Source organism: Ancylobacter sp. G4_0304, from assembly GCF_047501495.1.
Taxonomy (GTDB): domain Bacteria; phylum Pseudomonadota; class Alphaproteobacteria; order Rhizobiales; family Xanthobacteraceae; genus Ancylobacter.
This window is the reverse complement of record NZ_JAZDRM010000002.1, coordinates 131,166-156,431: the sequence shown is the minus strand read 5'-3', so window position 1 is coordinate 156,431 and position 25,266 is coordinate 131,166. Positions and strand designations below refer to the sequence as shown.

General features: G+C 65.4%; 26 protein-coding genes. 10 read left to right on the top strand and 16 right to left on the bottom strand.

Going from position 1 to position 25,266, the window contains the following annotated elements; translation table 11 throughout:
• Positions 1-139: 139 nt before the first annotated feature.
• From VRZ77_RS01985 to VRZ77_RS01955, 7 genes are all read left to right on the top strand, one after another.
• Positions 140-1,159, top strand: coding sequence for a substrate-binding domain-containing protein (locus VRZ77_RS01985; protein ID WP_414591032.1), 1,020 nt, complete (start codon positions 140-142; stop codon positions 1,157-1,159).
• An 89-nt stretch (positions 1,160-1,248) separates the two neighbouring features.
• Complete coding sequence (locus VRZ77_RS01980) at positions 1,249-2,781, top strand: sugar ABC transporter ATP-binding protein (protein WP_414591031.1); 1,533 nt, start codon at positions 1,249-1,251, stop codon at positions 2,779-2,781.
• 26 nt (positions 2,782-2,807) lie between these two features.
• The gene (locus VRZ77_RS01975) at positions 2,808-3,818 is read left to right on the top strand and encodes an ABC transporter permease (protein WP_414591030.1); all 1,011 of its coding nucleotides are present in this window, start codon (positions 2,808-2,810) and stop codon (positions 3,816-3,818) included.
• A gap of 11 nt (positions 3,819-3,829) precedes the next feature.
• The gene (locus VRZ77_RS01970) at positions 3,830-4,810 is read left to right on the top strand and encodes a sugar-binding transcriptional regulator (protein WP_414591029.1); all 981 of its coding nucleotides are present in this window, start codon (positions 3,830-3,832) and stop codon (positions 4,808-4,810) included.
• Positions 4,807-6,573: an FAD-dependent oxidoreductase gene (locus VRZ77_RS01965; RefSeq protein ID WP_414591028.1), complete on the top strand. Its 1,767-nt coding sequence runs from the start codon at positions 4,807-4,809 to the stop codon at positions 6,571-6,573. Before VRZ77_RS01970 ends, VRZ77_RS01965 begins: the two co-directional genes overlap by 4 nt.
• Entirely contained in the window at positions 6,570-7,412 is an 843-nt protein-coding gene (locus tag VRZ77_RS01960; protein WP_414591027.1) for a class I fructose-bisphosphate aldolase, read from the top strand. Before VRZ77_RS01965 ends, VRZ77_RS01960 begins: the two co-directional genes overlap by 4 nt.
• 69 nt (positions 7,413-7,481) lie before the next feature.
• Positions 7,482-8,984 carry an FGGY-family carbohydrate kinase gene (locus VRZ77_RS01955; protein WP_414591026.1) on the top strand — a complete coding sequence of 501 codons (1,503 nt, stop codon included), beginning with the start codon at positions 7,482-7,484 and terminating at the stop codon, positions 8,982-8,984.
• 116 nt (positions 8,985-9,100) lie between these two features.
• Here VRZ77_RS01955 and VRZ77_RS01950 read toward each other — a convergent pair whose 3' ends face one another.
• From VRZ77_RS01950 to VRZ77_RS01875, 16 genes are all read right to left on the bottom strand, one after another.
• The gene (locus tag VRZ77_RS01950; protein WP_414591025.1) at positions 9,101-10,342 is read right to left on the bottom strand and encodes an ammonium transporter; all 1,242 of its coding nucleotides are present in this window, start codon (positions 10,340-10,342) and stop codon (positions 9,101-9,103) included.
• Between the two features lie 125 nt (positions 10,343-10,467).
• A complete protein-coding gene (yut, locus tag VRZ77_RS01945) occupies positions 10,468-11,484 on the bottom strand; it encodes an urea transporter (RefSeq protein ID WP_414591024.1) in 1,017 nt (338 codons plus the stop codon).
• 16 nt (positions 11,485-11,500) lie between these two features.
• A complete protein-coding gene (locus VRZ77_RS01940; RefSeq protein WP_414591023.1) occupies positions 11,501-12,436 on the bottom strand; it encodes an urease accessory protein UreD in 936 nt (311 codons plus the stop codon).
• A gap of 3 nt (positions 12,437-12,439) precedes the next feature.
• The gene (gene ureG / locus VRZ77_RS01935) at positions 12,440-13,087 is read right to left on the bottom strand and encodes an urease accessory protein UreG (RefSeq protein WP_414591022.1); all 648 of its coding nucleotides are present in this window, start codon (positions 13,085-13,087) and stop codon (positions 12,440-12,442) included.
• Between the two features lie 27 nt (positions 13,088-13,114).
• Positions 13,115-13,795, bottom strand: coding sequence for an urease accessory protein UreF (locus tag VRZ77_RS01930; RefSeq protein WP_414591106.1), 681 nt, complete (start codon positions 13,793-13,795; stop codon positions 13,115-13,117).
• Between the two features lie 41 nt (positions 13,796-13,836).
• Positions 13,837-14,520 (bottom strand): urease accessory protein UreE, encoded by a 684-nt coding sequence (ureE, locus tag VRZ77_RS01925; RefSeq protein WP_414591021.1) that lies wholly within the window; start codon positions 14,518-14,520, stop codon positions 13,837-13,839.
• 24 nt (positions 14,521-14,544) lie between these two features.
• Complete coding sequence (locus VRZ77_RS01920) at positions 14,545-14,925, bottom strand: CrcB family protein (protein WP_414591020.1); 381 nt, start codon at positions 14,923-14,925, stop codon at positions 14,545-14,547.
• 10 nt (positions 14,926-14,935) lie between these two features.
• A complete protein-coding gene (locus VRZ77_RS01915; RefSeq protein WP_414591019.1) occupies positions 14,936-15,319 on the bottom strand; it encodes a fluoride efflux transporter FluC in 384 nt (127 codons plus the stop codon).
• 60 nt (positions 15,320-15,379) lie between these two features.
• Entirely contained in the window at positions 15,380-17,098 is a 1,719-nt protein-coding gene (locus VRZ77_RS01910; RefSeq protein WP_414591018.1) for an urease subunit alpha, read from the bottom strand.
• Between the two features lie 33 nt (positions 17,099-17,131).
• A complete protein-coding gene (locus VRZ77_RS01905; protein ID WP_241616337.1) occupies positions 17,132-17,542 on the bottom strand; it encodes an urease subunit beta in 411 nt (136 codons plus the stop codon).
• 19 nt (positions 17,543-17,561) lie between these two features.
• Positions 17,562-17,864 carry an urease subunit gamma gene (locus tag VRZ77_RS01900; RefSeq protein ID WP_414591017.1) on the bottom strand — a complete coding sequence of 101 codons (303 nt, stop codon included), beginning with the start codon at positions 17,862-17,864 and terminating at the stop codon, positions 17,562-17,564.
• A 221-nt stretch (positions 17,865-18,085) separates the two neighbouring features.
• The gene (locus VRZ77_RS01895) at positions 18,086-18,793 is read right to left on the bottom strand and encodes an energy-coupling factor ABC transporter ATP-binding protein (protein WP_414591016.1); all 708 of its coding nucleotides are present in this window, start codon (positions 18,791-18,793) and stop codon (positions 18,086-18,088) included.
• Positions 18,790-19,479: a cobalt ECF transporter T component CbiQ gene (gene cbiQ / locus VRZ77_RS01890; RefSeq protein WP_414591015.1), complete on the bottom strand. Its 690-nt coding sequence runs from the start codon at positions 19,477-19,479 to the stop codon at positions 18,790-18,792. The genes VRZ77_RS01895 and cbiQ overlap by 4 nt, the downstream gene beginning before the upstream one ends.
• 20 nt (positions 19,480-19,499) lie before the next feature.
• Positions 19,500-20,057 (bottom strand): cobalamin biosynthesis protein CbiL, encoded by a 558-nt coding sequence (locus VRZ77_RS01885; RefSeq protein ID WP_414591014.1) that lies wholly within the window; start codon positions 20,055-20,057, stop codon positions 19,500-19,502.
• Complete coding sequence (gene cbiM / locus VRZ77_RS01880; protein WP_414591013.1) at positions 20,054-20,668, bottom strand: cobalt transporter CbiM; 615 nt, start codon at positions 20,666-20,668, stop codon at positions 20,054-20,056. Before cbiM ends, VRZ77_RS01885 begins: the two co-directional genes overlap by 4 nt.
• A 9-nt stretch (positions 20,669-20,677) precedes the next feature.
• A complete protein-coding gene (locus VRZ77_RS01875; RefSeq protein ID WP_414591105.1) occupies positions 20,678-21,412 on the bottom strand; it encodes a DUF4198 domain-containing protein in 735 nt (244 codons plus the stop codon).
• A 185-nt stretch (positions 21,413-21,597) separates the two neighbouring features.
• Here VRZ77_RS01875 and nikR point away from each other — a divergent pair, with 185 nt between their 5' ends.
• The 3 genes from nikR (at position 21,598) to VRZ77_RS01860 (ending at position 25,266) form a co-directional block, all read left to right on the top strand.
• Complete coding sequence (gene nikR, locus VRZ77_RS01870; protein WP_241616331.1) at positions 21,598-22,071, top strand: nickel-responsive transcriptional regulator NikR; 474 nt, start codon at positions 21,598-21,600, stop codon at positions 22,069-22,071.
• A 146-nt stretch (positions 22,072-22,217) separates the two neighbouring features.
• Positions 22,218-23,129 (top strand): LysR family transcriptional regulator, encoded by a 912-nt coding sequence (locus VRZ77_RS01865; RefSeq protein ID WP_414591012.1) that lies wholly within the window; start codon positions 22,218-22,220, stop codon positions 23,127-23,129.
• Complete coding sequence (locus tag VRZ77_RS01860; RefSeq protein WP_414591011.1) at positions 23,110-25,266, top strand: FUSC family protein; 2,157 nt, start codon at positions 23,110-23,112, stop codon at positions 25,264-25,266. Before VRZ77_RS01865 ends, VRZ77_RS01860 begins: the two co-directional genes overlap by 20 nt.

The window sequence follows — 25,266 nt, the reverse complement described above, 5'->3', positions numbered from 1 at the left end:
CTTTCGGGATCCCCGAAAGGCGACTTGGGGAGGAAGCGTGTCGCGTGGCGCCTGCGGGCTCCAGCTCCGCTTCCATGGAAAAAATGCGCCTGACGCGGCCTTGAGCTGCCACGGGTCTGCTTGCTCATGGAGATGCCTGATGAAGATGAAATGCGCCGTTCTTGCCGCGTCGCTCGTGCTGCCTTTGGCCGGCGGCTCGGCCTCTGCCGCCGACAAGCCGCAGTTCCGCTGCGAGCCGGGCGAGACCTACTACATGAACGTGATGGTCAGCGGCATCGAATACTGGCAGCCGGTGTTCGAGATGTTCAAGCAGGCAGCCGAGCAGCTTGGCTGCAAGGCCGAGTACTCGGGCACGCCGGAATATGACGTGACCAAGCAGCTCATGTCGTTCGAGCAGATCCTGCCGCGCCAGCCCAAGGGCATCCTGCTGCACCCGATGAACGCCGATCCGTTCATCGAGCCGATCCAGCGCGCCCATGAGGCCGGCATCCCGGTCGTTACCTTTGCCGCCGATAGCCCGAACTCCGCGCGCGTCGCCTACGTGACCTCCGACAATCACCGCGAAGGCGCGGCAGCGGCCGATGCCATCGCCAAGGCGATGGGCGGCAAGGGCGAATATGCGGTGCTGGAAAATCCCGGCCAGGACAACCACGACCGCCGCGTGACTGCCTTCGTCGAACGCATGAAGGCCGCCTATCCCGACATGAAGCTGGTGGGCCGCGCCGTGACCAACCAGGACGCCAACAAGGCCTATCAGTCGGTCCTCAGCCTCGCCCAGGCCAACCCGAACCTTGGCGCGGTGTTCATGCCGGAGGCCACTTCGGCGATCGGCGCGGCGCAGGCCGCCGTCGAGCTGAACAAGGGCATCAAGGTGATGACCGTCGACGTCAACGAGAAGGTGCTCGACCTGATCAAGGCCGGCGACATGTTCGGCGCCATCAACCCGAACCAGGGCGTGCAGGGCTATATGGGCTTCATGGCGCTGTTCCTCGCCGCGCATCCCGATCTCATCGATCCGATGAACGACTACAAGCGCACCGGCGCCAACCCGTTCACCATGCCGGTGATCGATAACGGCTTCGCCATCGTCACCAAGGAGAACGCCGACGACTTCCGCTGGCCGGCCTATCAGGCCCGTCGCAAGACCGCGCAGAACTGAGCCATGGCCGCGAGCATCCCGCATCGGTCCCACCCTTTCGGGATGCTCCCCCGCCATAGGCCATCCGCCGGCGCCAGGAGGACGCTCACATGGATATAGACGTACCGTCCGTGCCGCGGCTGCGGCTTGAGAACATCGTCAAGTCGTTCCGCCCGGTCCGGGCTCTCAAGAACGCCCAGTTCGACCTGCGCGCGGGTGAAATCCATGCGCTCGCGGGCGAGAACGGCGCCGGCAAGTCGACACTGATGAACATTGTCGACGGCATCCTCCAGCCGGATTCCGGCCGCATCATCGTCGACGGGCAGGAGGTGTCGATCCCCAGCCCGTCAGCGGCGCAATCGCTGGGCATCGGGTTGGTGCATCAGGAAATCGCACTCTGCCCCGACCTCTCCATCGCCGAGAACCTGTTCATGAGCGTGACCGCCACCCGCGGCAAGCTGTTCATGAACTTCAAGGATCTGCGCCGCCGCGCGCAGGAGGTGATGAACCGGCTTCAGCCGATCCCGGTCGATACGCGGGTCGGCGACCTCTCCATTTCCCAGCAGCAGCTGGTCGAGATCGCCAAGGCGCTCACGCTCGACTGCCGCGTGCTGATCTTCGACGAACCCACCGCCGCGCTCACCGAGCCGGAAGCGCAGCGCCTGTTCGGCATTCTGCGCGATCTGCGCGCCAAGGGCATGTCGCTGGTCTATATCAGCCACCGCATGGCGGAAATCTTCGCGCTATGCGACCGCATCACCGTGATGCGCGACGGCAATCATGTCAGCACCGACGCCATCGCCGACCTGACGCCGGAAGTGGTCGTCAACCGGCTGGTCGGGCGCGAACTGTCGCGGCTGTTCCCGCCCAAGGCGGAAGACCTGTCGGGCAAGCCCCCCGTGCTCACCGTCGGAGCACTGTCCGACGGCCACCGTTTCAACGACGTCGCCTTCGAGCTGCGCCATGGCGAGATTCTTGGCTTCGCCGGGCTGATCGGCGCCGGACGCACCGAAATCGCCGAGGCGGTGTGCGGCCTGCGCGCCCGCTCCAGCGGTGAGATCGCGCTCAATGGCGTGACGGTGCCCCAGCGCAGCTACGACCAGAGCATCCGCAACGGCATCGTCTATCTCTCGGAGGACCGCAAGGGCTCCGGCGTGTTCGTCGATCTGCCGATTTCGCAGAATGTGACGGCGCTGCGCCCCTCGCTCGTCTCGCGCCTCGGTCTGATCGACCAGTCGCGCGAGCGCGATTTCGCCGATGCACTCGGCCGCAAGGTGGGATTGAAGCGCGGCCGGATCACCGATCCGGTCTCCTCGCTCTCGGGCGGCAACCAGCAGAAGGTGGCGATCGCCAGGATGCTGTCGGTCAACCCGTCGGTGATCTTCCTCGACGAACCGACACGCGGCGTCGATGTCGGCGCCAAGGCCGAGATCTACGAAATCCTGCGCGGGCTCGCCTCCTCCGGCACCGGCATCGCCGTCATTTCCTCGGAACTGCCCGAGCTGATCGGCCTCTGCGACCGCATCCTCGTCGTCCACGAGGGGCGTATCGTCGGCGAGGTCACCGACGGCCCGCTGATGACCGAGGAGCACATCATAACCCTTGCCTCCGGCCTGCAACCCCAAGCCTGCGCAGCCGCCTGACGCCCTGAAGGATCGAGAGAACACCCATGGCCATCGGACATCACACCAGCGGCAGCGCCACCGAAACCGCCGGCGTCCCGGCGCGCTCGTTTCTCGTCTCGCTGACCGGACATCGCGAAGCCGGGCTGCTCGCCATCATCGTGATCCTGTTCACGGTGATGAGCTTTGCTTCGCCCTATTTCCTCACCGTCTCCAACATCAAGACCATGCTGCTCTCCTTCTCCATCGAGGGCATCGTCGTGGTCGGCATGACCATCCTGCTGATCGTCGGGGGGCTCGACCTGTCGGTAGGCGCAGTGGTCTGCCTGTCGATGGTGGTGGCCGGCCAGCTTTTCCTCGGCGGCATGGACCCGTGGATCGCCAGCCTCGGCGGCATCGCAGCGGCGGCGGCGGTGGGCGTCGGCATGGGCCTGTGCGTTACCCGCATCGGGCTCAGCCACTTCATCGCCTCGCTGGCGGCAATGGTGATCGTGCGCGGCCTGTGCATGGTCATCACCAATGGCTCGCCGCTGTCGCTGTTTTCCCTGCCGAAGGAATTCAAGTTCATCGGCCAGGGCAGCGTCTACGACATTCCCTTCGTGATCATCCTGTTCGTGGTGATCGCGCTGGTATTCGACTTCCTGCTGCGCAACGCCACTGCCTTCCGGCAGGTGTTCTATACCGGCAGCAACGAAAAGGCGGCGGCCTATTCCGGTGTGAAGGTCGACAAGGTCAAGTTCCTCGTCACCGTGCTGTGCTCGGTGCTGGCCGGTATCGCGGGCATCGTCTACATGGCCCGCCTCGGCTCGGCGACGCCCAATTTCGGCATCGGCATGGAGCTGAACGTCATCGCCGCGGCGGTGATCGGCGGCGCCAGCCTCAAGGGCGGCACCGGCTCGATCTTCGGCGCCGTGCTCGGAATCGCGCTGCTCTCCATCGTCAGCAGCTCGCTGATCCTGCTCAACGTTTCCGCATATTGGCAGGAGATGATCAAGGGCATCATCCTGCTGGGTGCCGTATCCTTCGATCATCTCCTCAACCGCTATCGCGCGAAATAAGGGATGAACGAGTGAGTACCCCCGACCGCGAAAGTTTCGATGCCGTGCGACGGATGCATCGTATTCTCACGATGCACTTCATCGAGGGCATGAAGCAGATCGACATCGCCACGAAGACCAACCTCTCCGTGGCGAGCGTCAATCGCATCATCAAGCAGGGCCGGGATCTCGGCATGGTCGAGATCTCGATCCGCAGCCCGTTTCAATCCGCCTTCGACGCGGCGGGCAGTCTGGTCCAGCGCACCGGGCTGAGCGAAGTCGTCGCCGCGCCCAGCGCGACGCTCGACGATCCCTCCCGGCTCAAGGCAGCGGGCAAGGCGGCTGCGTCTTTCCTGCTGGAGAATCTGCGCGACGGCCAGACCATCTGCGTCACCGGCGGCAAGGGCGTGAGTGCGCTGGTCGACGCGATGGAGACTGACCAGAAGTTCGACGTCAGCGTGGTGCCCGCGACCGGCGGCGTGCAGGGCAAGCACTATACCGACGTCAACCATCTCGCCTCGGAACTGGCGATGAAGCTGGGCGGCCGGGCCTACCAGATCCATGTGCCGATGTTCGCGGCCTCGCCGGCGGAACGCGACGCGCTGATGCAGATCCGTTCCTGCATCGAGGCGCTGGACCGCGCCCGCAATGCCGATATCGCCGTGGTCGGCGTCGGGTCGATCCATGCCGACGGGTCGAGCTATTTCGACCTGACGCCGGAGGCGTCGGGCGACATCGACGCCATTCGACAATCCCGCGCCGAAGCCGAGCTTCTGGCGCATCTGCTCGACGGTTCCGGCCAGCTCGCACCCTATGCACTGAACCGCCAGCTGGTCTGCATGACGCCGGACGAACTGACCCGCATCCCGCTGACGCTCGGCGTCGCGGCGGGCAGCGCCAAGGTGTCTCCCATCATCAGTGTCCTGCGCGGCAATTACCTCAAGGCGCTGGCCACGGACGAACACACAGCCGTCGAGATTCTGGATCGTCTCGACGAGAAGGACGGGCAATGACCGCATCGCAGGCCGCAAAGCCGGACAATCGCGCTTCCCGACTGGAGGCCCTCGCCCAGCGTGAGCGAACCCGCGTTCTCGTGGTCGGCGGCGGCATCAACGGCATCTCGGCGTTTCGCGAGCTCGCGCTCCAGGGGATCGACGTGGTGCTGGTCGAGCGGGGCGACTGGTGCGAGGCCGCGAGCGGCGCGCTGTCGCGGATGATCCATGGCGGCCTGCGCTACATGGAGACCGGCGAATTCAAGCTGGTCAGGGAATCCCTGCTGGAGCGCAACCGGCTGCTGGCGAATGCCCCGCATTTCGTCTCGCCACTGCCGACCACCGTTCCGTTGTTCGACTACACCTCGGGCATTACCAGCGCGCTTCAACGCTTCCTCGGGCTGACCGAGAAGAAGGCGCGGCGCGGCGGCGTGATCGTGAAGATCGGCCTGACGCTCTATGACATCTTCGCCGCGCCCTCCCCCATGCCGAAGCATCGCTTCAGCGCGCGCGCCGCCACCTTCCGGCGCTGGCCGGATTTCAATCCGAAGATCGCCTGCAGCGCGACCTATTACGACGGACAGATCAGCCAGCCCGAGCGCCTCGGTGTCGAGATGGTCCGCGATGCCCTGGCGGCCAATCCCAAGGCGCTGGCGCTGAACCATGTCCGCATGGCCGGGGTGAAGGATGGGCGCGTGCGGCTGGTGGACGCGATGACCGGCCGCTCGTTCACGCTGCGCCCCGATGTGGTGGTGAACGCGACCGGCGCCTGGATCGATTTCTCGAACGAGGCGCTGAGCCCGCCCACCAAGGCGCCGGAGCGCATGATCGGCGGCACCAAGGGCTCGCATCTGATCGTCGACAACCGCCGGCTCTACGACGCGCTCGGCGACGAGATGGTCTATTACGAGAACCAGGAAGGCCGTGTCTGCATCCTGTTCCGCTATTTCGACCGCGTGCTGATCGGCTCCACCGATATCCCGATCACCGACCCCGACGGCCTGCGCTGCGAGGATGACGAGGTCGACTATATCCTCCAGTCGGTGAAGCTGGTCTTCCCGGCTCTGTCGATCCGCCGCGACGAGATCGTCTACACCTTCGCCGGCACCCGCCCCCTGCCGGTCAGCGATGCCAGCGTCGCGGGCCGCATCTCGCGGGACCATTCCACCCCCGTCGTGCCAGCGACCGAGGAGCGTCCGTTCCCGATCTACTGCATGGTCGGCGGCAAATGGACCACGTTCCGGGCCTTTGGCGAACAGGTCGCCGACAAGGTGCTCGCCGCGCTGAAGCTTCCGCGCACCGCCTCGACCACCGATCTCGCCATCGGCGGCGGCAAGGACTATCCCGCGCCTGGCGAGGCTCGGGCCGCGTGGGTCGCCCGATGCGCCCGCGACAGCGCCCTGCCGGCGACGCGCATCGAGGCGCTGCTGACCCGTTACGGCACGCAGGCGCGAACCATCGCTCTGGAACTCGCACGCTCGGGCGATACGCCCCTGGCCGGGCTTCCCGACTACAGCCGTCAGGAACTCGCCGCTCTCGCCGTCTCCGAGGATGTCGAGACGCTGGCCGACCTGCTGCTGCGCCGGACCTCGATCGGTATCACCGGGCGTCTCAACATTACGGTCGCGGAGGAAGCGGCGGACATTCTGGCCGGTCTCAAGGGCTGGTCCGTGCCCGAGCGCGATCAGCACCTCGACAATTTCATCGCGCGGCTTGCCCGCGACCATGCCGTCTCGTTGCGACGGACGGCGCGCGACTTTCAAGATCAAAGGAGAGTGTCATGAGTGGTAGCTACAAGGTCCGTATGAACCGGCTGTTTCGCAACGGCGGCTGTCTCGACGTAGCGATCGACCACGGCATCGCCAATGAGCCGACCTTCTATCCCGGTCTCGAAAACATCGAGAAGGTGATGGCGGACCTCGTCAAGGCCGGTCCCGACGCGATCCAGGTCAATTACGGCCAGGCCGACCTGCTGCAGAACGTCGACGGCAAGGAGAAGCCGGCGCTGGTGATGCGCACCGACGTCGCCAACGGCTACAACACCGTCCGCCATCGCTACATGTGGGCGACGCTGCAGAACTCCGAGGAGCCGATCCTCGCCGCGCTGCAGATGGATGCGGCGGCCGTGGTGGTGAACATCTACATGTTCCCGGACGAGCCGGAGATGTTCAAGCAGTGCATCGAGAACGTCGCCCGCCTGCGGCGCGAGTGCGAGAAGTTCGCCATGCCGCTGATGATCGAGCCCCTGGCGCTGAAGGCGCCGAGCGCGGGCGGCGGCTATCTCGTTGACGGTGACACCACCAAGATCGTCAACCTCGTGCGTCTCGCGCAGGAAATCGGCGCCGACATCATCAAGGCCGATCCCACCGACGACCCGGAAGACTTCCACAAGGTCGTCGAGGCGGCGCGCGTGCCGGTGCTGGTGCGTGGCGGCGGCAAGGGCGAGATCAAGGCGGTGTTCGAGAAGTCGGCCGTGCTGATGAAGCAGGGCGCGGCGGGCATGGTCTATGGCCGCAACGTTTATCAGCACGCCAATCCGAGCCGCGTGGTCGCGGCGCTGATGGCGATGATTCATGACGGTGCCGATGCGGAGCGCGCCAACGCGATCTACGAAGCGGCCTGATCGGCAGACCAGCGACGAACAAGACGGACCGGCACGCATCGGTCCGTCACCTATGCTCTGGGAGGACGCATGAGCGACTATCTGCTCGGAATCGACGCCGGAAACACCATGGTCAAGGCCGTGCTGTTCGATAGCGACGGCAAGGAATTTGCGGTCGAGGAGCGCACGGGCACAACCTCCTATCCCGAACCGGGACAGGCCGAGCGCAGCATCGACGAAGTTCGCCGCTTCACCGTGGAAGCGATCCGGGGCTGTATCGCGAAATCCGGTATCGATCCCGCCCGCATCCGGGCGGTGGGGGCCGCCGGGCACGGCAATGGTGCCTATCTGCTCGACCGCGAGGGCAATGGACTGCTCGGAATCCAGTCCATCGACCGCCGCGCCGAAGCCATCGCGGCTCGGCTTGGCGAGAGGACCGAGACCATTCATCGCTGGTCACGCCAGCAGCCCTGGGCGGGGCAGACCCCGCTGCTGATGCGCTGGCTTGCAGAGCGCCGTCCCGAAATCATGTCGCGCACCCATGCGGTACTGCTGTGCAAGGACGTGATCTCGCATTTTCTTACCGGCCAACTGTCTGGCGACTATTCGGACGCCGCCGTCGCCGGCCTCGTCCGCTTTCCCCAGCGCCGCTATGATGGCGAGATGCTGGAAGCCTATGGCGTCGGCGATCTCGAACATCTGCTGCCGCCGCTGCGCGAAAGCTGCGACATCGTCGGCGGCGTGCGCGAGGACGTCGCGCGGGCGACCGGGCTTGCCGTCGGCACGCCGGTCGTGGCCGGCATGATCGACATCGTGGCGAGCGCGGTCGGCTCCGGAGTCTCCGCCACCGGGCAGGCGTCCATCGTCGCCGGCACCTGGAGCATCAATCAGGAAGTGGTCGACGATCCCGTCCTCGACGAACTGGTCTTCATGACCTCGATCATCGAGAAGAACCGCTATATGGCCGTGGAAGCGAGCGCGACCTCGGCGGCCAATCTGGAATGGTTCATCCGCGAATTCGGCAGCGGCATCGAGGTGGGCACCGGCACGGTCGCCTCGGCCTGCAGCGAGCTTGTGGCGAAGGTCTCGCCCTCCATGGACCTGCCGCTGTTTCACCCCTTCATTTATGGCAACTCCAGCAATGCCCGCGCGCGCGGCGGCTTTTACGGCATCGCCGGCTGGCACAATAAGGAGCATCTGCTCTACGCCTTGTTCGAAGGCGTGGTGTTCGGCCATCGCCAGCATGTCGAAAAGCTGAGGGCGGCCGGAGCGCGGTTCGAGAATGTGGTGCTGTCCGGTGGGGCGGCGCGCAGCCGGATCTGGCCGCAGATGTTCTCCGACATTCTCGGCATCCCGATCCGCACCAGCCTGTGCACCCAGACCGGCGCGCTCGGCGCAGCGATCGCGGCAGGCGTCGGCGTCGGCCTGTTTTCCGATCTCGGCCAGGGCGTCGACCGGATGGTGAAGACCGCGCAGAGCTTCACACCGTCCACCCACTACAAGGCCGTCCATGACAAGCGCTACCGGCTGTTCCAGCGATTGGCGCTGACGATGGCGCCCGTCTGGGACGAGATGCATCCCGACGCCGGGTAATCCGAAAACATGAGGGAGCGCTCGTCGCGTTTCCCTGTGCGCATCTGTGAAGCGGCGCGCGCCGCCATGGAGTGGCACCGGCGCGCCGATCTGGCGCGCCGGTGCGGGCTCTTTGACTACTTCGGCAGTGAACGGTCCATGTCCCAGAGGTTGTAGGCGTCCTCGCCGTACATCGGCTCGTCGAGACCTTCCATCTGGATCTCGTCGGCGACGCGCAGCACGCCGAGAGTATCCAGCACCTTGAGAAGGATGAGGGTTATCACCGAGGCATAGGCCGCGACGATGACGACGGCGAGAATCTGCACGCCCAGCTGGTGGACGCTCGCGGCGACCTCGTTGATGTGCGAGCTCGCCATGAAGCCGATCAGGATGGCGCCGGTCATGCCGCCGACACCATGTGCCCGCCAGACCTCAAGCGTGTCGTCGACCTTAAGCCAGCGCTGCACGTATTTGGCGTAATAGCAGGCGGTCGCGCCGATCGCGCCGATCGCCAGCGCGGCCATCGGCTCGACATAGCCCGCCGCCGGGGTGACGGTCGCAAGACCCGTCACCGCGCCGACCAGAACGCCGGAGAAAGAGGCGCGCCCGTTCTCCCGCCACTCCCAGAACATCCAAACCAGCATGGCGATGGAGCCGGCCAACATGGTGTTGGTGAAGGCATAGACGGCGAGCGCATCGGCGGCATAGGCCCCGCCGGCGTTAAAGCCGAACCAGCCGAACCACAGAAGGCCGGCGCCCAGAGCCACCAGCGGCAGGCTGGCCGGCTCGGATTCGCGCACACCGGCCGGGAGCTTGCGCTTGCCGAGATATTTCGCTGTCGCCAGAGCCGAGAAACCGGCCGCCGTGTGAATGACGATGCCGCCGGCAAAGTCCACCACGCCGAGCTTGGCGAGGAAGCCGCCGCCCCAGATCCAGTGTGCCGCCGGCAGGTAGACGATGATGGTCCACAGGGCGATGAAGCAGAGATAGGCGCCGAAGCGGAAGCGGCCGACGAAGGCGCCGGTCATGAGTGCCGGCGTGATGATGGCGAACATCATCTGGTAGGCAAACACCATGATGAAGGGCACGCTCGGGGCATATTCCGGGTTGGGATCTATGCCGACATGGTACATGCCGAAATAGGGGACGATGTTGCCGATCACGCCGCCAATGTCCGGGCCAAAGGCGAGGCTGAAGCCGCCGAACACCCAGATCAGACCGACCACCCCGATGCAGACGAAGTTCTGAATCATGATCGACAGCATGTCGCGCTGCTTGACGAGGCCGCCATAAAACAGCGCCAGCGCCGGGGTCATCATGCACACCAAAGCGGTGCACAGGAGAATGAAGGCGGTATCGCCCGCGTTGATAGCTTGCATCGCATCACCCTTTCAAAAATGCGCGCCGGGATAGTCCCATCCCGCTGCGCGCGGCGGCAACGTGAGACGGCGGCAAGCCGGCCGACGTCTCGATTCCAGCGGTCTTCACGACCTTCGCCTCAAGCTCACGCCGCCTTGGACGCGGGTGAGGCCGACTTGCGATGCTCGTGGCCGACGATATGGCCCGCGACCGGCTTGTGCGGATGCGGCACCAAGAGCTTCTTGGGGGCGATGAAGAGGTACATCGTCAGCACATAGGGCGCCGTGAACGAGGGAATGCCCGCAGGGGCCACCATCACGTCGAGCGCGCCCTGCACGAAAACCGTGGCGACGGTCGCGAGCACCGCATAGGCGATAACCTTCGGCGACGTTTCCAGGAAGATCACGCCGACGGCGAGCGCGGTCAGCACCGGGCTGAAGCCATAGAGCCCCTGGCTGACCACGGCCGGATCGGCGCCCATGCCGATCGATACCACCATGGCAATCACCGAGCCGGCGACGACGGCGATGCCGGCTCGGATCGAGGCGATGAAGATGCCAAGGAGAATGATCGCGCCGGAAACCTCGGCGCCCAGCAGATAGACCTGCCCGATGTTGCGGAAAAAGATCTGCACCAGCTCGATCGGCTGCGGAATCGACGAAAGCCCCTGCACATAGTCGGTCGCGAGCCTGGGAGCGTCGCCGGTGACGTGCAGGCCGCCGAAGGAATAGGCCCCCGCGACCATCAGCCAGCCGGTGAGCACGAACGGGCCCGTGGAGCCGGGAATGCCCCATTTGGCGGTAAGCGTCGCGCTGAAGGCGGCGGTCACCACAGTGCTCACCGCGGAACCGACTACCACATACACCCAGAGTTGCGGCGATGCGGCGATGAAGGTCGGCAGGGCGGCGCCGACAAGAACACCGTTGAACCCGAACAGACCCGAGGCGACCGACGCCTCGTCGCAGTCGAGCAGCCTTGCGGTGAGCGTCGCGACGACGACGCCGACCGCCGCGCCGATCGTGGTCGCCCAGACGCCGGAAACGTAGGAGGCATAAGCCATGGCCACGAAAAACAGGATGCCCGTGACAGAGTTTTCCATGAAGAAAACCTGACTGGTTCCCTTCAGGACGTCGGTGACGACATTGCTGTTCTGCTTGGCCATGGCTGCGGTCCTTCGGTCAGCGCCAGAGAAATTCCTGAGGAAGTGTCCGGCCGCGCGCCTCCTCGCGGACGATGCGCCAGAACCGGCGCACCTCGTTGCGCACGTCATAGGTTTCCACGCCCACCGCGCGCAGCATGAGGCCCGCATCATTGGGCAGGCGGCTGACCCCGGAAATCGCCCGCGGCGCCTCGCTCGGGAAGTGGGTCTCGAACCGTTCCTTGATGCGGGCGGCGACCGGCGGGGGCGTCAAGCACATGATGTTGGCGAAGGCGTCATAGCCCTGCATCACAGCGGGGTAATCGATCGACGTGTCGTCCTTCTCGATCAGGATCTTCTCGGCAAACAGCTTGCGGCCGCCCGGCCGGCGGACCGCCACCGCGACGGAGAGGAGATCGAGCCCAAACCGCTCGTCGGCATGATGATGCTTGCGGCCGGCCAGCATCATCTCGCCATAGAGCAGCGTGGCGTCCTCCGCGATCACGATGTCGGTCTGGTTGATGAAGCGGGAGTCGCGGTAGGGAATGGTGAAATCGGGCAGATACTCCAGATAGGAACCGGCTTCCAACGTCACCGTCTGGTGCTGGGACGCGTAGTTCGCGTCCATCCGGTGGACGCGGTTGGCGCTCTGCGTCGTGACGTGGGCGCAGGCCCCCTCGCCCACCGAGATGTCGATCTTGTACCGGTCGCCCTGCAGGATGCCGCCGCCGATCGAGATGATCGAGCAGATCGGCAGTTCCGGCATCGCCTCGTCCCAGTACAGCGCCTGCTGCACGAGCAGCGGCGCCACGCGATAGAGGTCGTGCAGGATCGAGCGCCCGTGGCGCAGCGAAAAGCCCAGACGCAACTCGCCGACCTTTCCCGGTCCCGCCGCCCGCATCTGGGCAGGCTCGGACTTGAAATCGCGGAGCTCGCGCGCCGCGTCGAGGCGGCCGAGTTGCTCGTGGAGCGTCATGTTCTAGGCATCCACCGTCGCGGGCGGCGTGACCTTCACGTCGAACAGCGCCATATCGAGGATGAGGCGGATGAGGTCGTCGATCCCCTCGCCCGTCTTGCAGTTGGTGAAGATGAACGGCTTCTTGCCGCGCATCAGCTTGGAATCCCGGTCCATCACCTCAAGGCTCGCGCCGACATAGGGGGCGAGGTCCTTCTTGTTGATCACAAGGATATCGGACTGGCAGACGCCAGCGCCGTTCTTGCGCGGGATCTTGTCGCCGGCGGCGACATCGATCACGTAGATGTAGAAATCCGCCAGCGCCGGGCTGAAGGTCAGGGTCAGGTTGTCGCCGCCGGATTCGATCAGGATCACGTCGCTGTCGGGGTACTTCTCTTCCAGTTCCTCGACCGCCGCGATGTTCATCGACGGGTCCTCGCGCACGGCGGTGTGCGGGCACGCCCCGGTTTCGACGCCGACGATCTTCTCCTCGACCAGAATGCCGTTCAGCGTGCGGCGCACCTGCTTGGCGTCCTCGGTCGTCACCACATCATTGGTGATGATCAGCGGCTTGATGCCGAGGTCGATCAGTCGCGGGGTGATGGTCTCGATGACGGCCGTCTTGCCCGAGCCGACCGGCCCGCCGATGCCGATGCGTGTGATCTTCTTCATGGACCGCTTCCTTTGCCGATACCGCGTTCAGTTCATGAACAGGCGGAGATGGGTGGTCGTATGGTGCGCGACGAGGACGTCGAACACGGGTGCGAACGAGGCCATCTCGTCGAGCGAAAAGTCGCGCACGGCGAGATAGTCGCCTTCGACGCGCCCCTGCGCGGTGAACAGGATGCGCTGCGTAACGAGATGGTCGATGCGCATGAGCCGCAGCGCAGCGCTCAGGATCATCGAAGCGATGCCGTATTGGTGCATGACGAAGGCCTCGACCTCGTCGACCCCCATATGGGCGAGCGCAAGCGCCTGGCCGATGGGAAGACAGCCCGGCGTCGCGTTCGCCTTGATGTCGCCGAGCCAGCGTTCGAGCGTCGGCGACGGCATGATCTTCAGCACCAGCTCGGCGAACTTCTTGCCGGTGCGGGTGAGCATAAGCTGCTGCTCCTCGCCGACGCGTCGGCAGAACAGCTCGCTGTCGGCCTCAAGGACGGCATCGTAATCCCCCGCCAGCGCCGCGCGATGGGCGTGTAGAAGGGCGATGCCGTCCATGCGCGCGGTCTGGCTGAGGATGAGGTCGACATATTTCAGCAGGCTTTCGGGATCGGAGACGACGCCGGTCTGCAACGCGGATTCGAGCCCGTTCGAGAACGCGAACGACCCGATCGGAAGCGTGGAATCCGAGAATTGCAGCAGGCGCGCCAGATGCACCATTCCGGCGGAACCGCCACGCTTGCCCACGCCGTCATCGGTCATCACTTCACCGGCGCGTGAGCGTGGCTGTGGGAATGCGAATGATCGTGGCCATGCGAATGCCCGTGCTCATGAGCGTGAGCGTGATCATGACGGTGGTCGCCGTGATCGTGGTCATGTGAATGGTCATGCGCGCCATGATGGTGGTGCGGCGTTGCGTCGGCCCCGGCGAAAAGCAGGCGCACCTCCCGGGCCTCCAGCTTCGCCGCGATTTCCGCGCCCGGCGCGAAATGCGTCTTCACATGCTCGAAAGCATGGGTGCGCATGACAGACGCCATGACCTTCTGATCGACGGAAAGCGGCACATAGACGGTGGTGTCCTTGATCACCGCCGGCCAGTGCTGGTTGCCAAGACCATGGCCCAGTTCGAAACAGGTGCGCAGGATCTCGGCCGGCGACAGCTTCTCGATGCCGTCGAGCTCGATGACCAGCACGTCCTTGAGCGCGATGCGGGCGGCGACGATGATGTTCGCCGCCTCATCGTAATGCAGCACATCGCCATCATGCAGGTGCTCGGAGCGCGGCAGCGAGATGGCGAGCTCGATCCCGCCTCCGCTCGCCTTGCGCAGCCGGCTCTTCGGCGCCTCCCATTGCTCCAGCACCAGCAGGTCGACCGTGCCGGACGCGGCCCGCTGCTGCCAGAGCGGATCGCTGAGATTGCCGAGCGTGCTCTCGACGAGAATCATATGTGCCTCCAAACAGACGTGGCCTCAGGCGCGACGCAGTTGCATCGCGGCCCGAAGGCCGAGCCAGGTCGCGCAGTAGCCGATGACGAGACTGGCAAGGATGTAGACGAGCGAAAGGCCCAGTTGGCCGGTCGTCATCTCCGAATAGGCTCCGAAGATGAAGGTCGAGAAGGTGGACATGCCGCCGCAAAAGCCGGTCGAGACCAGCAGTGTCACATTGTCCGAGGCGCGGCGTGCCTGATGAAGGCCGAAGACGAGCCCCAGCAGGAACGAGGCGAGGATATTCGCCGCGAAGATGTCGACCGGAAACGCCGCGCTGTAGCGGTCGAGCGTCAGCATGGACAGTTCGCGGGTGATCGCCCCGAGGCCTCCGCCCACGAAGACGATGATCGGTGGCAGCCACATCTTCCCTCTCCTATGCCCGTGCCAGCATCACGCCGGCCGCCGCGGCGAGAAGGCCCAGCCCGACCGACGTGACGAGATAGAGCATCGCCCGCACATGGCGCCGGGCCTCGGCCATCTCGACAGCGTCGAGCTGCATGGTGCTGAAGGTCGTGTAACCGCCCAGCACGCCGGTCAGCACCAACGACGCGATGACGCTGCCGAAGCGATCCTCCCAACCCATGGCCAGCAATGAGGAGATGTAGGCGATGACGAAGGCGCCGGAGACATTGATGAACAAGGTGCTGACCTTGAACGCGGCACCGGCCCACCGCTCGATGAGACGTCCCACCTGCCAGCGCAGCAGGGAGCCGACACCGCCTCCCAGACCCACCCACAGAATATCGATTACGTCCATCGGCTTCGTGCCATCGAGTTTATGTGGAGGGGGGCGCCCCTCCACAGGACGATGCGAGGCTCAGCTGAAGAAATGGAGCTGGCTGAGTGGGAGACGGGTCGCCGGCTCGATCGTGGCATGGGTGCCATCGACCGTCACGGCAAAGGTCTCCGGATTGACCTCGATCACCGGCAGCGTGTTGTTCCGCACCATCGAGCCCTTGGTGATGGTCCGCGTCCCATAAACCGGCACGACCTGTGATTTCAGCTCGTAGCGGTCCACGATCCCGTCTTCGATGGCGGCGTGCGACGTGAACGTGATGCGGGTCCGGGGCAGCGCCGAGCCCATCGCGCCGAACATCGGCCGGTAGATCACCGGCTGGGGTGTCGGCAGCGAAGCATTGGGATCGCCCATCAGCGCCCAGGAGATCATGCCGCCCTTGATGACCATCTTCGGCTTGGCGCCGAAGAAGGCCGGCTCCCAGAGCACCAGATCGGCCATCTTGCCGACCTCGACCGACCCGATCACATGGGCCACGCCCTGCGCGATGGCGGGGTTGATCGTGACCTTGGCGACGAAGCGCAGGACGCGCTCATTGTCGTTGCCCGAGGTGTCGCCCTTGTAGGCGCCCAGACGCTGCTTCATCAGATCGGCGGTCTGGATGGTGCGCGTCCAGTTCTCGCCGATCCGTCCCATCGCCTGGCTATCGCTGGAGAGGATCGAGATCGCCCCGAGATCGTGCAGCACGTTTTCAGCCGCGATGGTTTCGGCGCGCACCCGGCTCTCGGCGAACGCGACGTCGGTGGGGATCTTCGGGCTGAGATTGTGACAGATCATCGTCATGTCGAACAATTCGGCCTGGGAATTGATCCCGTAGGGCAGCGTCGGGTTGGTGGAACTGGGGATCACGTTCGAGAGCCCCGCCACCCGGATGATGTCCGGTGCGTGGCCGCCGCCGGCGCCTTCCGTGTGGTAGGTGTGGATCGTGCGTCCCTCGAAGGCGGCGATCGTGTTTTCCACGAAGCCGGCTTCGTTGAGCGTGTCGGTGTGGATGCAGACCTGAACGTCGTAATTATCGGCGACGGTCAGCGCGTTGCGGATCGCGGCGGGGGTCGAACCCCAGTCCTCGTGGATCTTGAAGCCCGCCGCGCCGGCGCGAAGCTGCTCTTCCAGCGGAACCGGCGCCGAACCATTGCCCTTGCCGAGCACGCCGGCATTTACCGGCCAGCCGTCGAACGAGCGGAGCATCATCTCGATGTTCCAGGTGCCGGGCGTGATCGTGGTGCCGTTGGTGCCGTCGGTCGGGCCGACGCCGCCGCCGAACACGGTGGTGACGCCGTTGGACAGCGCGGCCAGGGCCTGCTGGGGCGAGATGTAGTGGACGTGCGCGTCGATGCCGCCGGCCGTCAGAATGAGATGCTCGCCGGAAATCGCGTCCGTGCCCGGCCCAAGCGCCAGACCCGGCGTGACGCCGGACATGGTGGATGGGTTGCCGGCTTTGCCGATGGCGCAGACCAGCCCGTTCTTGATGCCCACATCCGCCTTGATGACGCCTTGCACGGCGTCGACGATGGTGACGTTGGTAATGACAAGATCGGGGGCGCCGGCAGCGCTGGTCAGTTCATTGTCGTAACCCATGCCGTCGCGCAGCGTCTTGCCGCCGCCATAGACGGCCTCCTCACCGTAGACGCGCAGATCTTTCTCGATCTCGATATAGAGATCGGTGTCGGCGAGCCGGATCTTGTCGCCGGTCGTGGGGCCGTAAAGGTCCGAATATTGCTGTCTCGAGATCTTTGCCATCTCAGAGCTCCATTACCTGAAGGTTGCGGCTCGCTACGACTTGCTCTTGAATCCATAGCGCTTCGCGCGCTCCAGAGCGTCGGTCAGGCGCGGTCGGTAATCGTCATAGTTCTCGTCGCCCACCCAGCCGTTGACGAGCCCATTGAAGCCCAGCACACGCTGCTTGCCCTGATAGGGAACCAGCACGACCTCCTTCTCGTCGCCCGGCTCGAAACGCAGCGCCGTGGTGGCGGGGATGTTCAGCCGCTTGCCGAAGGCCTGTTCACGGTCGAATTCCAGCGAGGCGTTCACCTCAAAGAAATGGAAATGCGACCCGACCTGAATGGGACGATCGCCGGTGTTGCGCACCTTCAGCGTCGTGGTCGGATAGCCGGCGTTGATCTCGATGTCGCCCTCCGCGAGGACGAGCCCGCCGACCGGCGCCTTCTTCTGGTCTTTGCTCATGATGACATCCCTCGCGCGGCTACTTGATGGGATTGTGCACGGTGACGAGGCGGCTGCCGTCGGTGAACACGGCCTCGACCTGCACATAAGGGATCATCTCCACGACGCCTTCCATGACGTCATCGCGGGTGATCGCCTTGCCGGCGAGCTCCATGACCTCCTCGACGGTCTTGCCGGCGCGCGCGCCATCCAGCGCGGCGACGGAGATCAGCGACACCGTCTCCGGGTGGTTGAGCTTCAGTCCCTGATCCTTCCGCTTCTGCGCCACCTGCGCGAGCGTGTAGATCAGGAGCTTGTCGATTTCCCTTGGCGTGAAGTGCATGAGCGTATCCCTCGACAAACGCGGTCCTCCGGCCGTGCCCCAAGGGCAGGCCGGGTCGATCTGCGTGATCGCGCCCCTTAGATAACAGAGAGCCTTACGCCAGCACCAGTGTCAAATAGTTGTGCCGTCCATTTATCGCGAACTTAAATAAGTGACCGTCCGCCGGAAAAATATCGAGCTGCAGATAGCAAAAATTCCCAGCTAAATTCATTATACTCGTTCTAGTCGTGCTCCAGATGTATGTGGCGGTGCTGGTGAATATGAGCGTGGTCATGGATTTCTGCCGGCATCAGCCGGCCGTGTTGAACGACCATCGCGCCCGTCGCCAGCTCCGCCACGAAATGCGAATCGTGCGAGACCAGCAGCAGCGCCCCGGCATAGTCGAGAAGCGCCTGCCGCAACCGGCGGCCATTCTCCGCGTCTACGCCATTGGTGGGTTCATCAAGCATCAGCACGTCGGGCTTCATGGCGAGCAGACCCGCGAGACACACGAGCCGCTTTTCTCCGCCGGAGAGCCGGTGATTGATGCGCGGCGCGAGATGGCCGATCCCGAGCCCGTCGAGTGCCGCCATCGCCTGCCGGTGCGCCTCCGCCTCGCCGAGCCCGAGATTGAGCGGCCCGAAGGCCACATCTTCGAGCACGGTGGGGCAGAACAACTGGTCGTCGCTGTCCTGGAACAGGAAGCCGATTCGCGGGCGGAATTTCCGGAATGCGCGCTCCGTCGTGCAGTCCTCGCCGAAAAGCCGGATACGGCCGCCGCCGATCGGTTCCAGACCGATGATGCTGCGCAGCAGCGTCGTCTTGCCAGCGCCGTTCGGCCCGATCAAGGCGAGGCGTTCGCCGCGCGACAGCGTGAGGTCCACGCCGGTTAGCACAGTCGTGCCGCCGCGCATGACGGTGAGGTCGGTGAGTTCGAGAAACGGGCTCATAGGCGATCGACCGTCAGTGCGAGAATGGCGGCGCCGGAAACCAACACGAAGGCGGCCCAGTCGCGATGGCGTGGCGCGGGCAGCGGCGAATAGGGATAGTGCCCGGCATAGCCCCGGCACAGCATGGCTTCCTCCACCCGCTCGGCGCGTTCAAGCGCGCGCACCAATATCATGCCGAGCAGGTGGCCGTAGCTGCGCCAGGTATGGCGGTTCGAGCGCGGGCGGAAACCGCGCGCGCGCATGGTCTCGGTCAGCCGGCGGGCCTCGTCGCGGATCAGCGCGACATAGCGCGCCGTCATGACGAACAGCCGGCTGAGCCGCTCCGGCACGTGCAGCGCCCGAAGGGTCGAGCCCAGTCGTTCCGGCTCCATCCCGCCGAGAAAAACCAGCAGAATCAGCACGGAGGTCGATACCTTGAACGCGATGAGCGTGGCGCGCCATAGCCCGGTGCTGCTGACATGAAGCGGCCCGAAGGTGGCGACGGTGGGGCCCGCCATGGTGAAGGGCAGCGTGACGAACAGCAGCAGAATAAACGCCTCGACATGCAGAAGCCGGCGCCAGAGCCGGCGGTCGGGCCGGTGCAGCACCGCGATGATGGCGGTGAGCGAGAACACGGCCATGGCGACCGGCAGCGTGTGCAGCAGAGAGATCGCCGCGACGGCGATGAGCGCCGCGACCAGGCGCAACCGCGGATCGCCGGGGGTGATCAGCGCCGCCTCCCCCGAGCCCAGAGACCAATGCCGGCGAGGCCGATGATCAGGAATACGCCGGAAATCATGTCGGTGTAGCGCAGCCGTGCGTCCATCGCCTCCAGCCGTTCCAGCAGCGGCTCGATCTCCTTTTGCACCGTGCCGGCGATCAGCGCGGCAAGCCGGGCGTCCTCCGCGGCCACATCGGCCGCGCCGGCGGCGGGCGCGGCGGCGGGTGGAACGAGCGAGGGAGCGCCGGCCAGCCGATTCGCCGCCAGCGTCGCCGAGGCGATATGGGCCTCCTGCGTGTCGACCGTCACGGTCACATCGCTCGCGATCGCGGCAGGCAGCGTGAAGGCGAAGCGTCCCTCGGCGTCCGTGGTGCCGGAGGCGATGACGGTGCCGGCGGCCTCCTTCGCCACCCAGGGGCTGCCTTCCGGGCGACCGCCGCCGATGAAGAAGGCGTAGCCCCGGACCATCTGCCCCTCGACAGTGGCGAATACCTTCAGCTTGTGGGCGCTCGCCGGCGAGGCGGTGGCGAGCGCGAGCAGCAGCGCGAGGGCGACGCGTTTCATGGGGTTGCCGGCCGCAGCGCGTCCGGCTGCACGCGCGCGAGAAAGGTCACGATCGTCGCGGTGACGAACGCCTCGCCGATCATCAGCGGCACATAGGTGGCCATGAGTACCTTCGCGACCGGCGTGTAGTCCGAGGATGAGAGAGCGAGCGACAGCGCTACCAGACCGCCGGTGCCCGCTACCGACAGCGCGCCCACGAGGCCGGCCAGCGCGGCCCGCGTCGCGGCATGGCCGGTGCGCCGTATCGCCGGGCCGAGCAACAGGGCGAACAGCACCCCCGGCAGCGCGATATTGACCGTGTTGACGCCCAGCGTCGTCAGCCCGCCGAAGCCGAACAGCAGCGTCTGCAGCAGCAGGATGACCAGCACGGCCGGAAAGGTGGCGGTGCCGAGCATGAGACCCATCAGCCCGCTCAGCAGCACATGGACGCTGGACGGGCCGACGGGAATCGAGACCAGCGAGCCGACGAACACCGCGGCGGCGAGGATGCCGGCCCGCGGAATCAGACGGTCGTCGAGCCGCCTCAGCCCGAGCCCCACACCCGCAGCCGCCACGCCGGCACCGCCGAGCAGCACCGGCATGGAGAGCAGTCCGTCAGGGATGTGGGCCATGGGACGTCCTTACTTCGCGCCGGGCATATCGGTCGTCTTGACCCAGATGAGGCCGCCCTCCTCGATCGCGACATCCTTGCCATCCGGCGACTTGCCCGGCTGGTCGCCCTCGACCAGCGCCGCAAAGCCCCACCAGCCGCCGCGCGGCATGGTATAGGAGAAGGTGCCGTTGGCATCGGCCTTGATCACCTGGGTGATGAAGGCATCGTTCGGCGCCTTCACCGTACCGTCATTGATGAACTCGACCTCGATCTCGGCGAACGGCACCGGCTCGCCCTTCTTCAGCACGACGCCGGAGAACTGGTTTCCCGTCCACAGCCCGGTCGGCCGGGTCAGCGGACGGATCTCGACCGGCAGGCCCACCAGGTCATCCCATCCCTCGCCGGACGCGAAGCCGTCCACGATCACCTTGGCATAGTGGATGATCTGCTTGTTCTCGGCCGGCTCGAAATAGGGCTGGGGCTCGACATAGAAGATCGCGGCGCCCGGCTCGCTTACGTCATGGCTCAGCGTCCACCCTGTCGTTCCCCCGACGGGCTTCTCCGTGATCGCGCCCGAGAGGTCGGTCTTCTTGCCGCCCTTGAGCACGCCGACCTGCACGGGGCGCTTCATTTCCATCACCGGACCACCCTCGAACGGATGGGTGAAGACCATCTCGACCGTCACGCTGCCGCCCTCCGGCACAACATCGGCGGACGGGATGATCTCCTGAAAATGGGCGAGTGCCGGCGTCGAACCGAGCATCAGACAGGCGGCGTAGCGCCCGAGAGTGGCGGGAAGACTGGTCACGGCAAACTCCACGTATGAAATTCCTAGAGATATATCATACTACCCGTTTCGCGTGATCGGGCAAGGGCTTCCCGGATGGATTCATTGTGCGGCACTCTTCATCGGCCTATCCTTCGGGCGAGATGGGAGAGCTATTCGCCATGCAACGGACCACCATTGCGATCGACGACGATCTCGCTGCCGCGCTCGACGCCTATATGGAGAGCGTCGGCGCCGCCAATCGGTCGGAGGCGATACGCGATCTGGTGCGCCGCGGGCTGTCCGCGCGCCGCGAGGCGCCGGCCGAGGCACACTGTTTCGGCGTCGTCAGCTGCACCATCGACCAGTCGGTCCGCAACCTCGCGACCCGTGTCCCCCAGGGGCGGCTCGACCGGCATGACGAGACGATTGCGGTACTGTCGACCCCGCTCGATCACACCACCTCGATCGATGTCATGCTGATGCGAGGGCGGGTCGGCGAAGTATCGGCCTATGCCGAGGCGCTGTTCACCGAACGCGGCGTGCTCCATGGCGCGCTCAGCCTGATCCCGATCGCCGAGGAGCGGCATTCGCATGCCCACCCGACCGGCCACAGCCATGAGCACCGCCATTTGCGGGTCCTGAGCGGATTCTGAAGCGATCGAGCCAAAGGGCGAAGCAATCGCCGGGCATCTATCCATCCTCGCGATAAGTGCCGGGTTGCCGCCGGTAACGCTGGCCACCCGCATGATCCGTCATGCATAAGGATCGGCAACACGCGAAACGCACAGGCTGGCATCCCATGCAGGAACACGGCAGTCTCATCGAGACAGATGAGTTGCGGGCATTCGACGTCGTCGCGACCAGGCGCAGCTTCAGTCTCGCCGCCAAAGACATCGGGACGTCGCAATCCACCATCAGCCAGCGGATCGCCCGGCTTGAGAAGCGCCTCAATCGCAAGCTGATTCACCGCACCACCCGGCAGGTGAATCTCACCGCCGACGGCGAGGCGATGCTGATCTACGCCCGCTCGATGCTGGCCATATCCGAGGAGGCGCGCCTGCGCCTCGCGCAGCCCGGACTGAAGGGTGTGCTGAAGGTCGGGATCGAGGACGAGTTTGCACGAACCCGACTGCCGGAAGTGCTCGGCATCTTCCGCGCGCAGTTCCCGGATTTCGGCCTGAAGTTCATCACCGGCCGCAATGAGCATCTGCAAGACGTGCTGCGCTCGCATGAGGTCGACGTCATTCTGGGCAAGAGCCACGGCGCTTCGAGCGGAAGCGCGCTCTGGCAGGAGCAATTGGTGTGGATCGGGCACCGATCCCTCGAATTGAAACCTTCCGATCCGGTGCCGCTCATAACCTACCTGAAGCCGAGCCTGACACGGTCGCTCGCCGAGAGCGCGCTGCTCGCCCGAGGCCGCGCCTGGATCGACGTCGCCGAGTGCAGCAACCTGCTCGGCGTCATCGCCGCCGCACGCTCCGGCCTTGGCGTCATAGCGATCGGACAGAGCTTCAAAAAGATGGTTCTGGAAGAGGTTCCCGAAGCGGCGGATTTGCCGCCGCTTGGCAAACTCACCTATGTCATCGAAGGCAATCTCGGTGCGATCGATCCCGCCGTCGACGCGTTCCGCGCCGTTCTGAGCGAAGTGGCCAAGCGGTCGACGGGCGCGGAAAGTGAAGGAAGACAGAGCCTTGGGCGAGAAGGCGACTAGGTTGACGGCCCTCGCATGGCCCGCCTTCACGGCAAATCCGGACTGGCGCCATCTGGTCGTCTCGGTGCGCCTCGCCATTGCGGCGATTGCCGCGCTCGCCATTGCGTACTGGCTGGAACTCCCGGAACCGCAATGGGCGATCCTGACGGTCTATCTGCTTCCCCAGACCTCCGCCGGAGCGGCGCTGGCCAAAGGCGCGTTTCGCCTGCTTGGAACCATCCTCGCCGCGATCTGCGCGCTGGCGATCGTCAAGGCGTTCTCCCAGATTCCGGTGCTGCTGGTGGCGGCGGCCACGGCGTGGATCTTCGTCTGCTATTACGGCGCCACGCTGATGAAGAACTTTGCGTCCTATGGCTTCATGCTGGCGGGATATACCGGCCTGCTCGTCATCTTCGAAGGCGCGGCGGCCCCTTATGGCGCATGGGCCGTGGCCGTGAACCGCGCCACGGAAATCTCGATCGGCATCGCATGCGCCACGGCGGCAACGAGCATGGTGATGCCGATCTATGCCGGCGGCCAGTTGCGCGGGCTTCTGGCTAAAAGCCTGAAGGAGCTTGCCGCCCATGCGGCGGCGGCCTTGAAGACGGAACTGCCGCTCCCCGCCTTCATGGCCCAGCGGCGCGATCTCCTGGCGAAGATCGTCAAGTTCGACGCCCTGCGCTCCTATGCGGTGTTCGAACGCCGGGAAACCAGGGCGGACGACGTCGCCTTGCGCGACGCGGTGGAAGAGACGCTTTCGGTTCTCGCCGTTGCTCGCAGCCTCTATCTCCGTCTCGCCGACTTCCGCACCGGAGACGAGGCCGGCAAGGTCGACTTTGCCCGCCTTGACGCGGCGCTGGAGGCGACGATAGCCACGCTGGAGGCCCTCGCAGGCGGCGGGGTGGAGGCGGCCAAGCCCGGCTTTTCACGGTCGCAGCTGTGTCTTGCCCGGCGCCGCATGGCGTCGCTGGAAAGCGAAGTCGAGGCGATGGCGGGCAGCCTCCCTCTGGAGCCCCTTGCCGACATGCTGCTGATCATCCGGCGCACGAACAAGTTGCTGCGCGGGCTTTCCACGCTCTCGATCATCGCCGATGCGACCTTCGACACGGGACGATCGCGCGGCAGGGGCTCCCGGCGGCAGGCCGTGCGCCGGCCCCGCCCCGCACGAGTGGAGCGGCACGAGGCGCTGCTGCAGGGCATCCGGGTCGCGCTGGCGGTGTTGGTCCTGTGCGCGTTCTGGTACGCGACCGAATGGGATCAGGGCATCGCCGGCATCACCGGGCTGGCTCTGATGAGCTATCAATGCGTCAACACCGACGATCCCGGAAAGCTCGGCTGGCCCTATTTCCGCGCCGTGGTGGCGGCGTGTTTCTGCGCCTATGCGGTCATGGCGTATGTCTACCCGTGGCTGGAAGGGTTCGCCATGCTCGCGGCGTTCCTGTTCGCCGTGCTCGTGCCCCTCGGGCTGCTGATCAGTTCGCCGCGCTATGGCAAATCGGCGGGAACCTTCACCATCTATTTCGTGGCCGCAGCCGCGACGGCCAACGTCTATGACCCGGACCCGCTCGATTTCGCCAATTTCTGCTCCGGGCTCGTCTTCGGCATGTTCGTCTGCCTCATGGCGGCACGGTTCATTCCGGTCACGTCCGCGGTCTCGCGCCGGTACGTCTTCCGGCGCACGATCGCGGAACTCCTGCCGGAAGCGGCCACCGGCACGATGAGGCCGCGCCGCGTGGCGCGCGCGATCATCGGCCTGTTGTCGGCCGTCCTGCCGCGGCTGAAGCTCGGCGCCGGCACTGACGACATCTTCCTGCGCGGCATGCTGGCAAGCGCGTCCAGTGCCCTCGAACTCGGCCTGCTGCGCCGTGCCGCAACCGATCCGGATATGCCCGAGGCCGGCCGGGAGGCGATTAAAGCGGGCCTCTCCCGTCTTGCCGCTTTCTTTGCAAAGCTGCCGACGATGGGCGCCGGCCGGGAAGCGGCCTTCGACGAAGCCGAGGCGGAGATATCACGCATGTCGGCCGCCCTTGAGCGGCTGGCGCCCGTTGCGGGTTCGCCCCCGGCACGCTGCGTCTTGCGGGCGGCTTCCAGCCTGCGCTTTCTGTCCGACCGCCTTCATCTCGACCAGGGCTTCTTAAAACTCGCACTGACGGACTGA

What these genes read in the sequence shown, in the direction of transcription:
- VRZ77_RS01885 (WP_414591014.1), bottom strand. Translation starts at nt 20,057, where the DNA reads ATGAAACGCGTCGCCCTCGCGCTGCTGCTCGCGCTCGCCACCGCCTCG.
- VRZ77_RS01980 (WP_414591031.1), top strand. Translation starts at nt 1,249, where the DNA reads ATGGATATAGACGTACCGTCCGTGCCGCGGCTGCGGCTTGAGAACATC.
- yut (WP_414591024.1), bottom strand. Translation starts at nt 11,484, where the DNA reads ATGGCCAAGCAGAACAGCAATGTCGTCACCGACGTCCTGAAGGGAACC.
- VRZ77_RS01975 (WP_414591030.1), top strand. Translation starts at nt 2,808, where the DNA reads ATGGCCATCGGACATCACACCAGCGGCAGCGCCACCGAAACCGCCGGC.
- VRZ77_RS01905 (WP_241616337.1), bottom strand. Translation starts at nt 17,542, where the DNA reads ATGAGCAAAGACCAGAAGAAGGCGCCGGTCGGCGGGCTCGTCCTCGCG.
- VRZ77_RS01910 (WP_414591018.1), bottom strand. Translation starts at nt 17,098, where the DNA reads ATGGCAAAGATCTCGAGACAGCAATATTCGGACCTTTACGGCCCCACG.
- cbiM (WP_414591013.1), bottom strand. Translation starts at nt 20,668, where the DNA reads ATGGCCCACATCCCTGACGGACTGCTCTCCATGCCGGTGCTGCTCGGC.
- VRZ77_RS01895 (WP_414591016.1), bottom strand. Translation starts at nt 18,793, where the DNA reads ATGAGCCCGTTTCTCGAACTCACCGACCTCACCGTCATGCGCGGCGGC.
- VRZ77_RS01920 (WP_414591020.1), bottom strand. Translation starts at nt 14,925, where the DNA reads ATGTGGCTGCCACCGATCATCGTCTTCGTGGGCGGAGGCCTCGGGGCG.
- VRZ77_RS01960 (WP_414591027.1), top strand. Translation starts at nt 6,570, where the DNA reads ATGAGTGGTAGCTACAAGGTCCGTATGAACCGGCTGTTTCGCAACGGC.
- VRZ77_RS01865 (WP_414591012.1), top strand. Translation starts at nt 22,218, where the DNA reads ATGCAGGAACACGGCAGTCTCATCGAGACAGATGAGTTGCGGGCATTC.
- VRZ77_RS01915 (WP_414591019.1), bottom strand. Translation starts at nt 15,319, where the DNA reads ATGGACGTAATCGATATTCTGTGGGTGGGTCTGGGAGGCGGTGTCGGC.
- ureE (WP_414591021.1), bottom strand. Translation starts at nt 14,520, where the DNA reads ATGATTCTCGTCGAGAGCACGCTCGGCAATCTCAGCGATCCGCTCTGG.
- VRZ77_RS01965 (WP_414591028.1), top strand. Translation starts at nt 4,807, where the DNA reads ATGACCGCATCGCAGGCCGCAAAGCCGGACAATCGCGCTTCCCGACTG.
- VRZ77_RS01930 (WP_414591106.1), bottom strand. Translation starts at nt 13,795, where the DNA reads ATGGTGCATCTGGCGCGCCTGCTGCAATTCTCGGATTCCACGCTTCCG.
- VRZ77_RS01955 (WP_414591026.1), top strand. Translation starts at nt 7,482, where the DNA reads ATGAGCGACTATCTGCTCGGAATCGACGCCGGAAACACCATGGTCAAG.
- VRZ77_RS01900 (WP_414591017.1), bottom strand. Translation starts at nt 17,864, where the DNA reads ATGCACTTCACGCCAAGGGAAATCGACAAGCTCCTGATCTACACGCTC.
- VRZ77_RS01875 (WP_414591105.1), bottom strand. Translation starts at nt 21,412, where the DNA reads ATGCTCGGTTCGACGCCGGCACTCGCCCATTTTCAGGAGATCATCCCG.
- nikR (WP_241616331.1), top strand. Translation starts at nt 21,598, where the DNA reads ATGCAACGGACCACCATTGCGATCGACGACGATCTCGCTGCCGCGCTC.
- VRZ77_RS01985 (WP_414591032.1), top strand. Translation starts at nt 140, where the DNA reads ATGAAGATGAAATGCGCCGTTCTTGCCGCGTCGCTCGTGCTGCCTTTG.
- VRZ77_RS01940 (WP_414591023.1), bottom strand. Translation starts at nt 12,436, where the DNA reads ATGACGCTCCACGAGCAACTCGGCCGCCTCGACGCGGCGCGCGAGCTC.
- VRZ77_RS01950 (WP_414591025.1), bottom strand. Translation starts at nt 10,342, where the DNA reads ATGCAAGCTATCAACGCGGGCGATACCGCCTTCATTCTCCTGTGCACC.
- ureG (WP_414591022.1), bottom strand. Translation starts at nt 13,087, where the DNA reads ATGAAGAAGATCACACGCATCGGCATCGGCGGGCCGGTCGGCTCGGGC.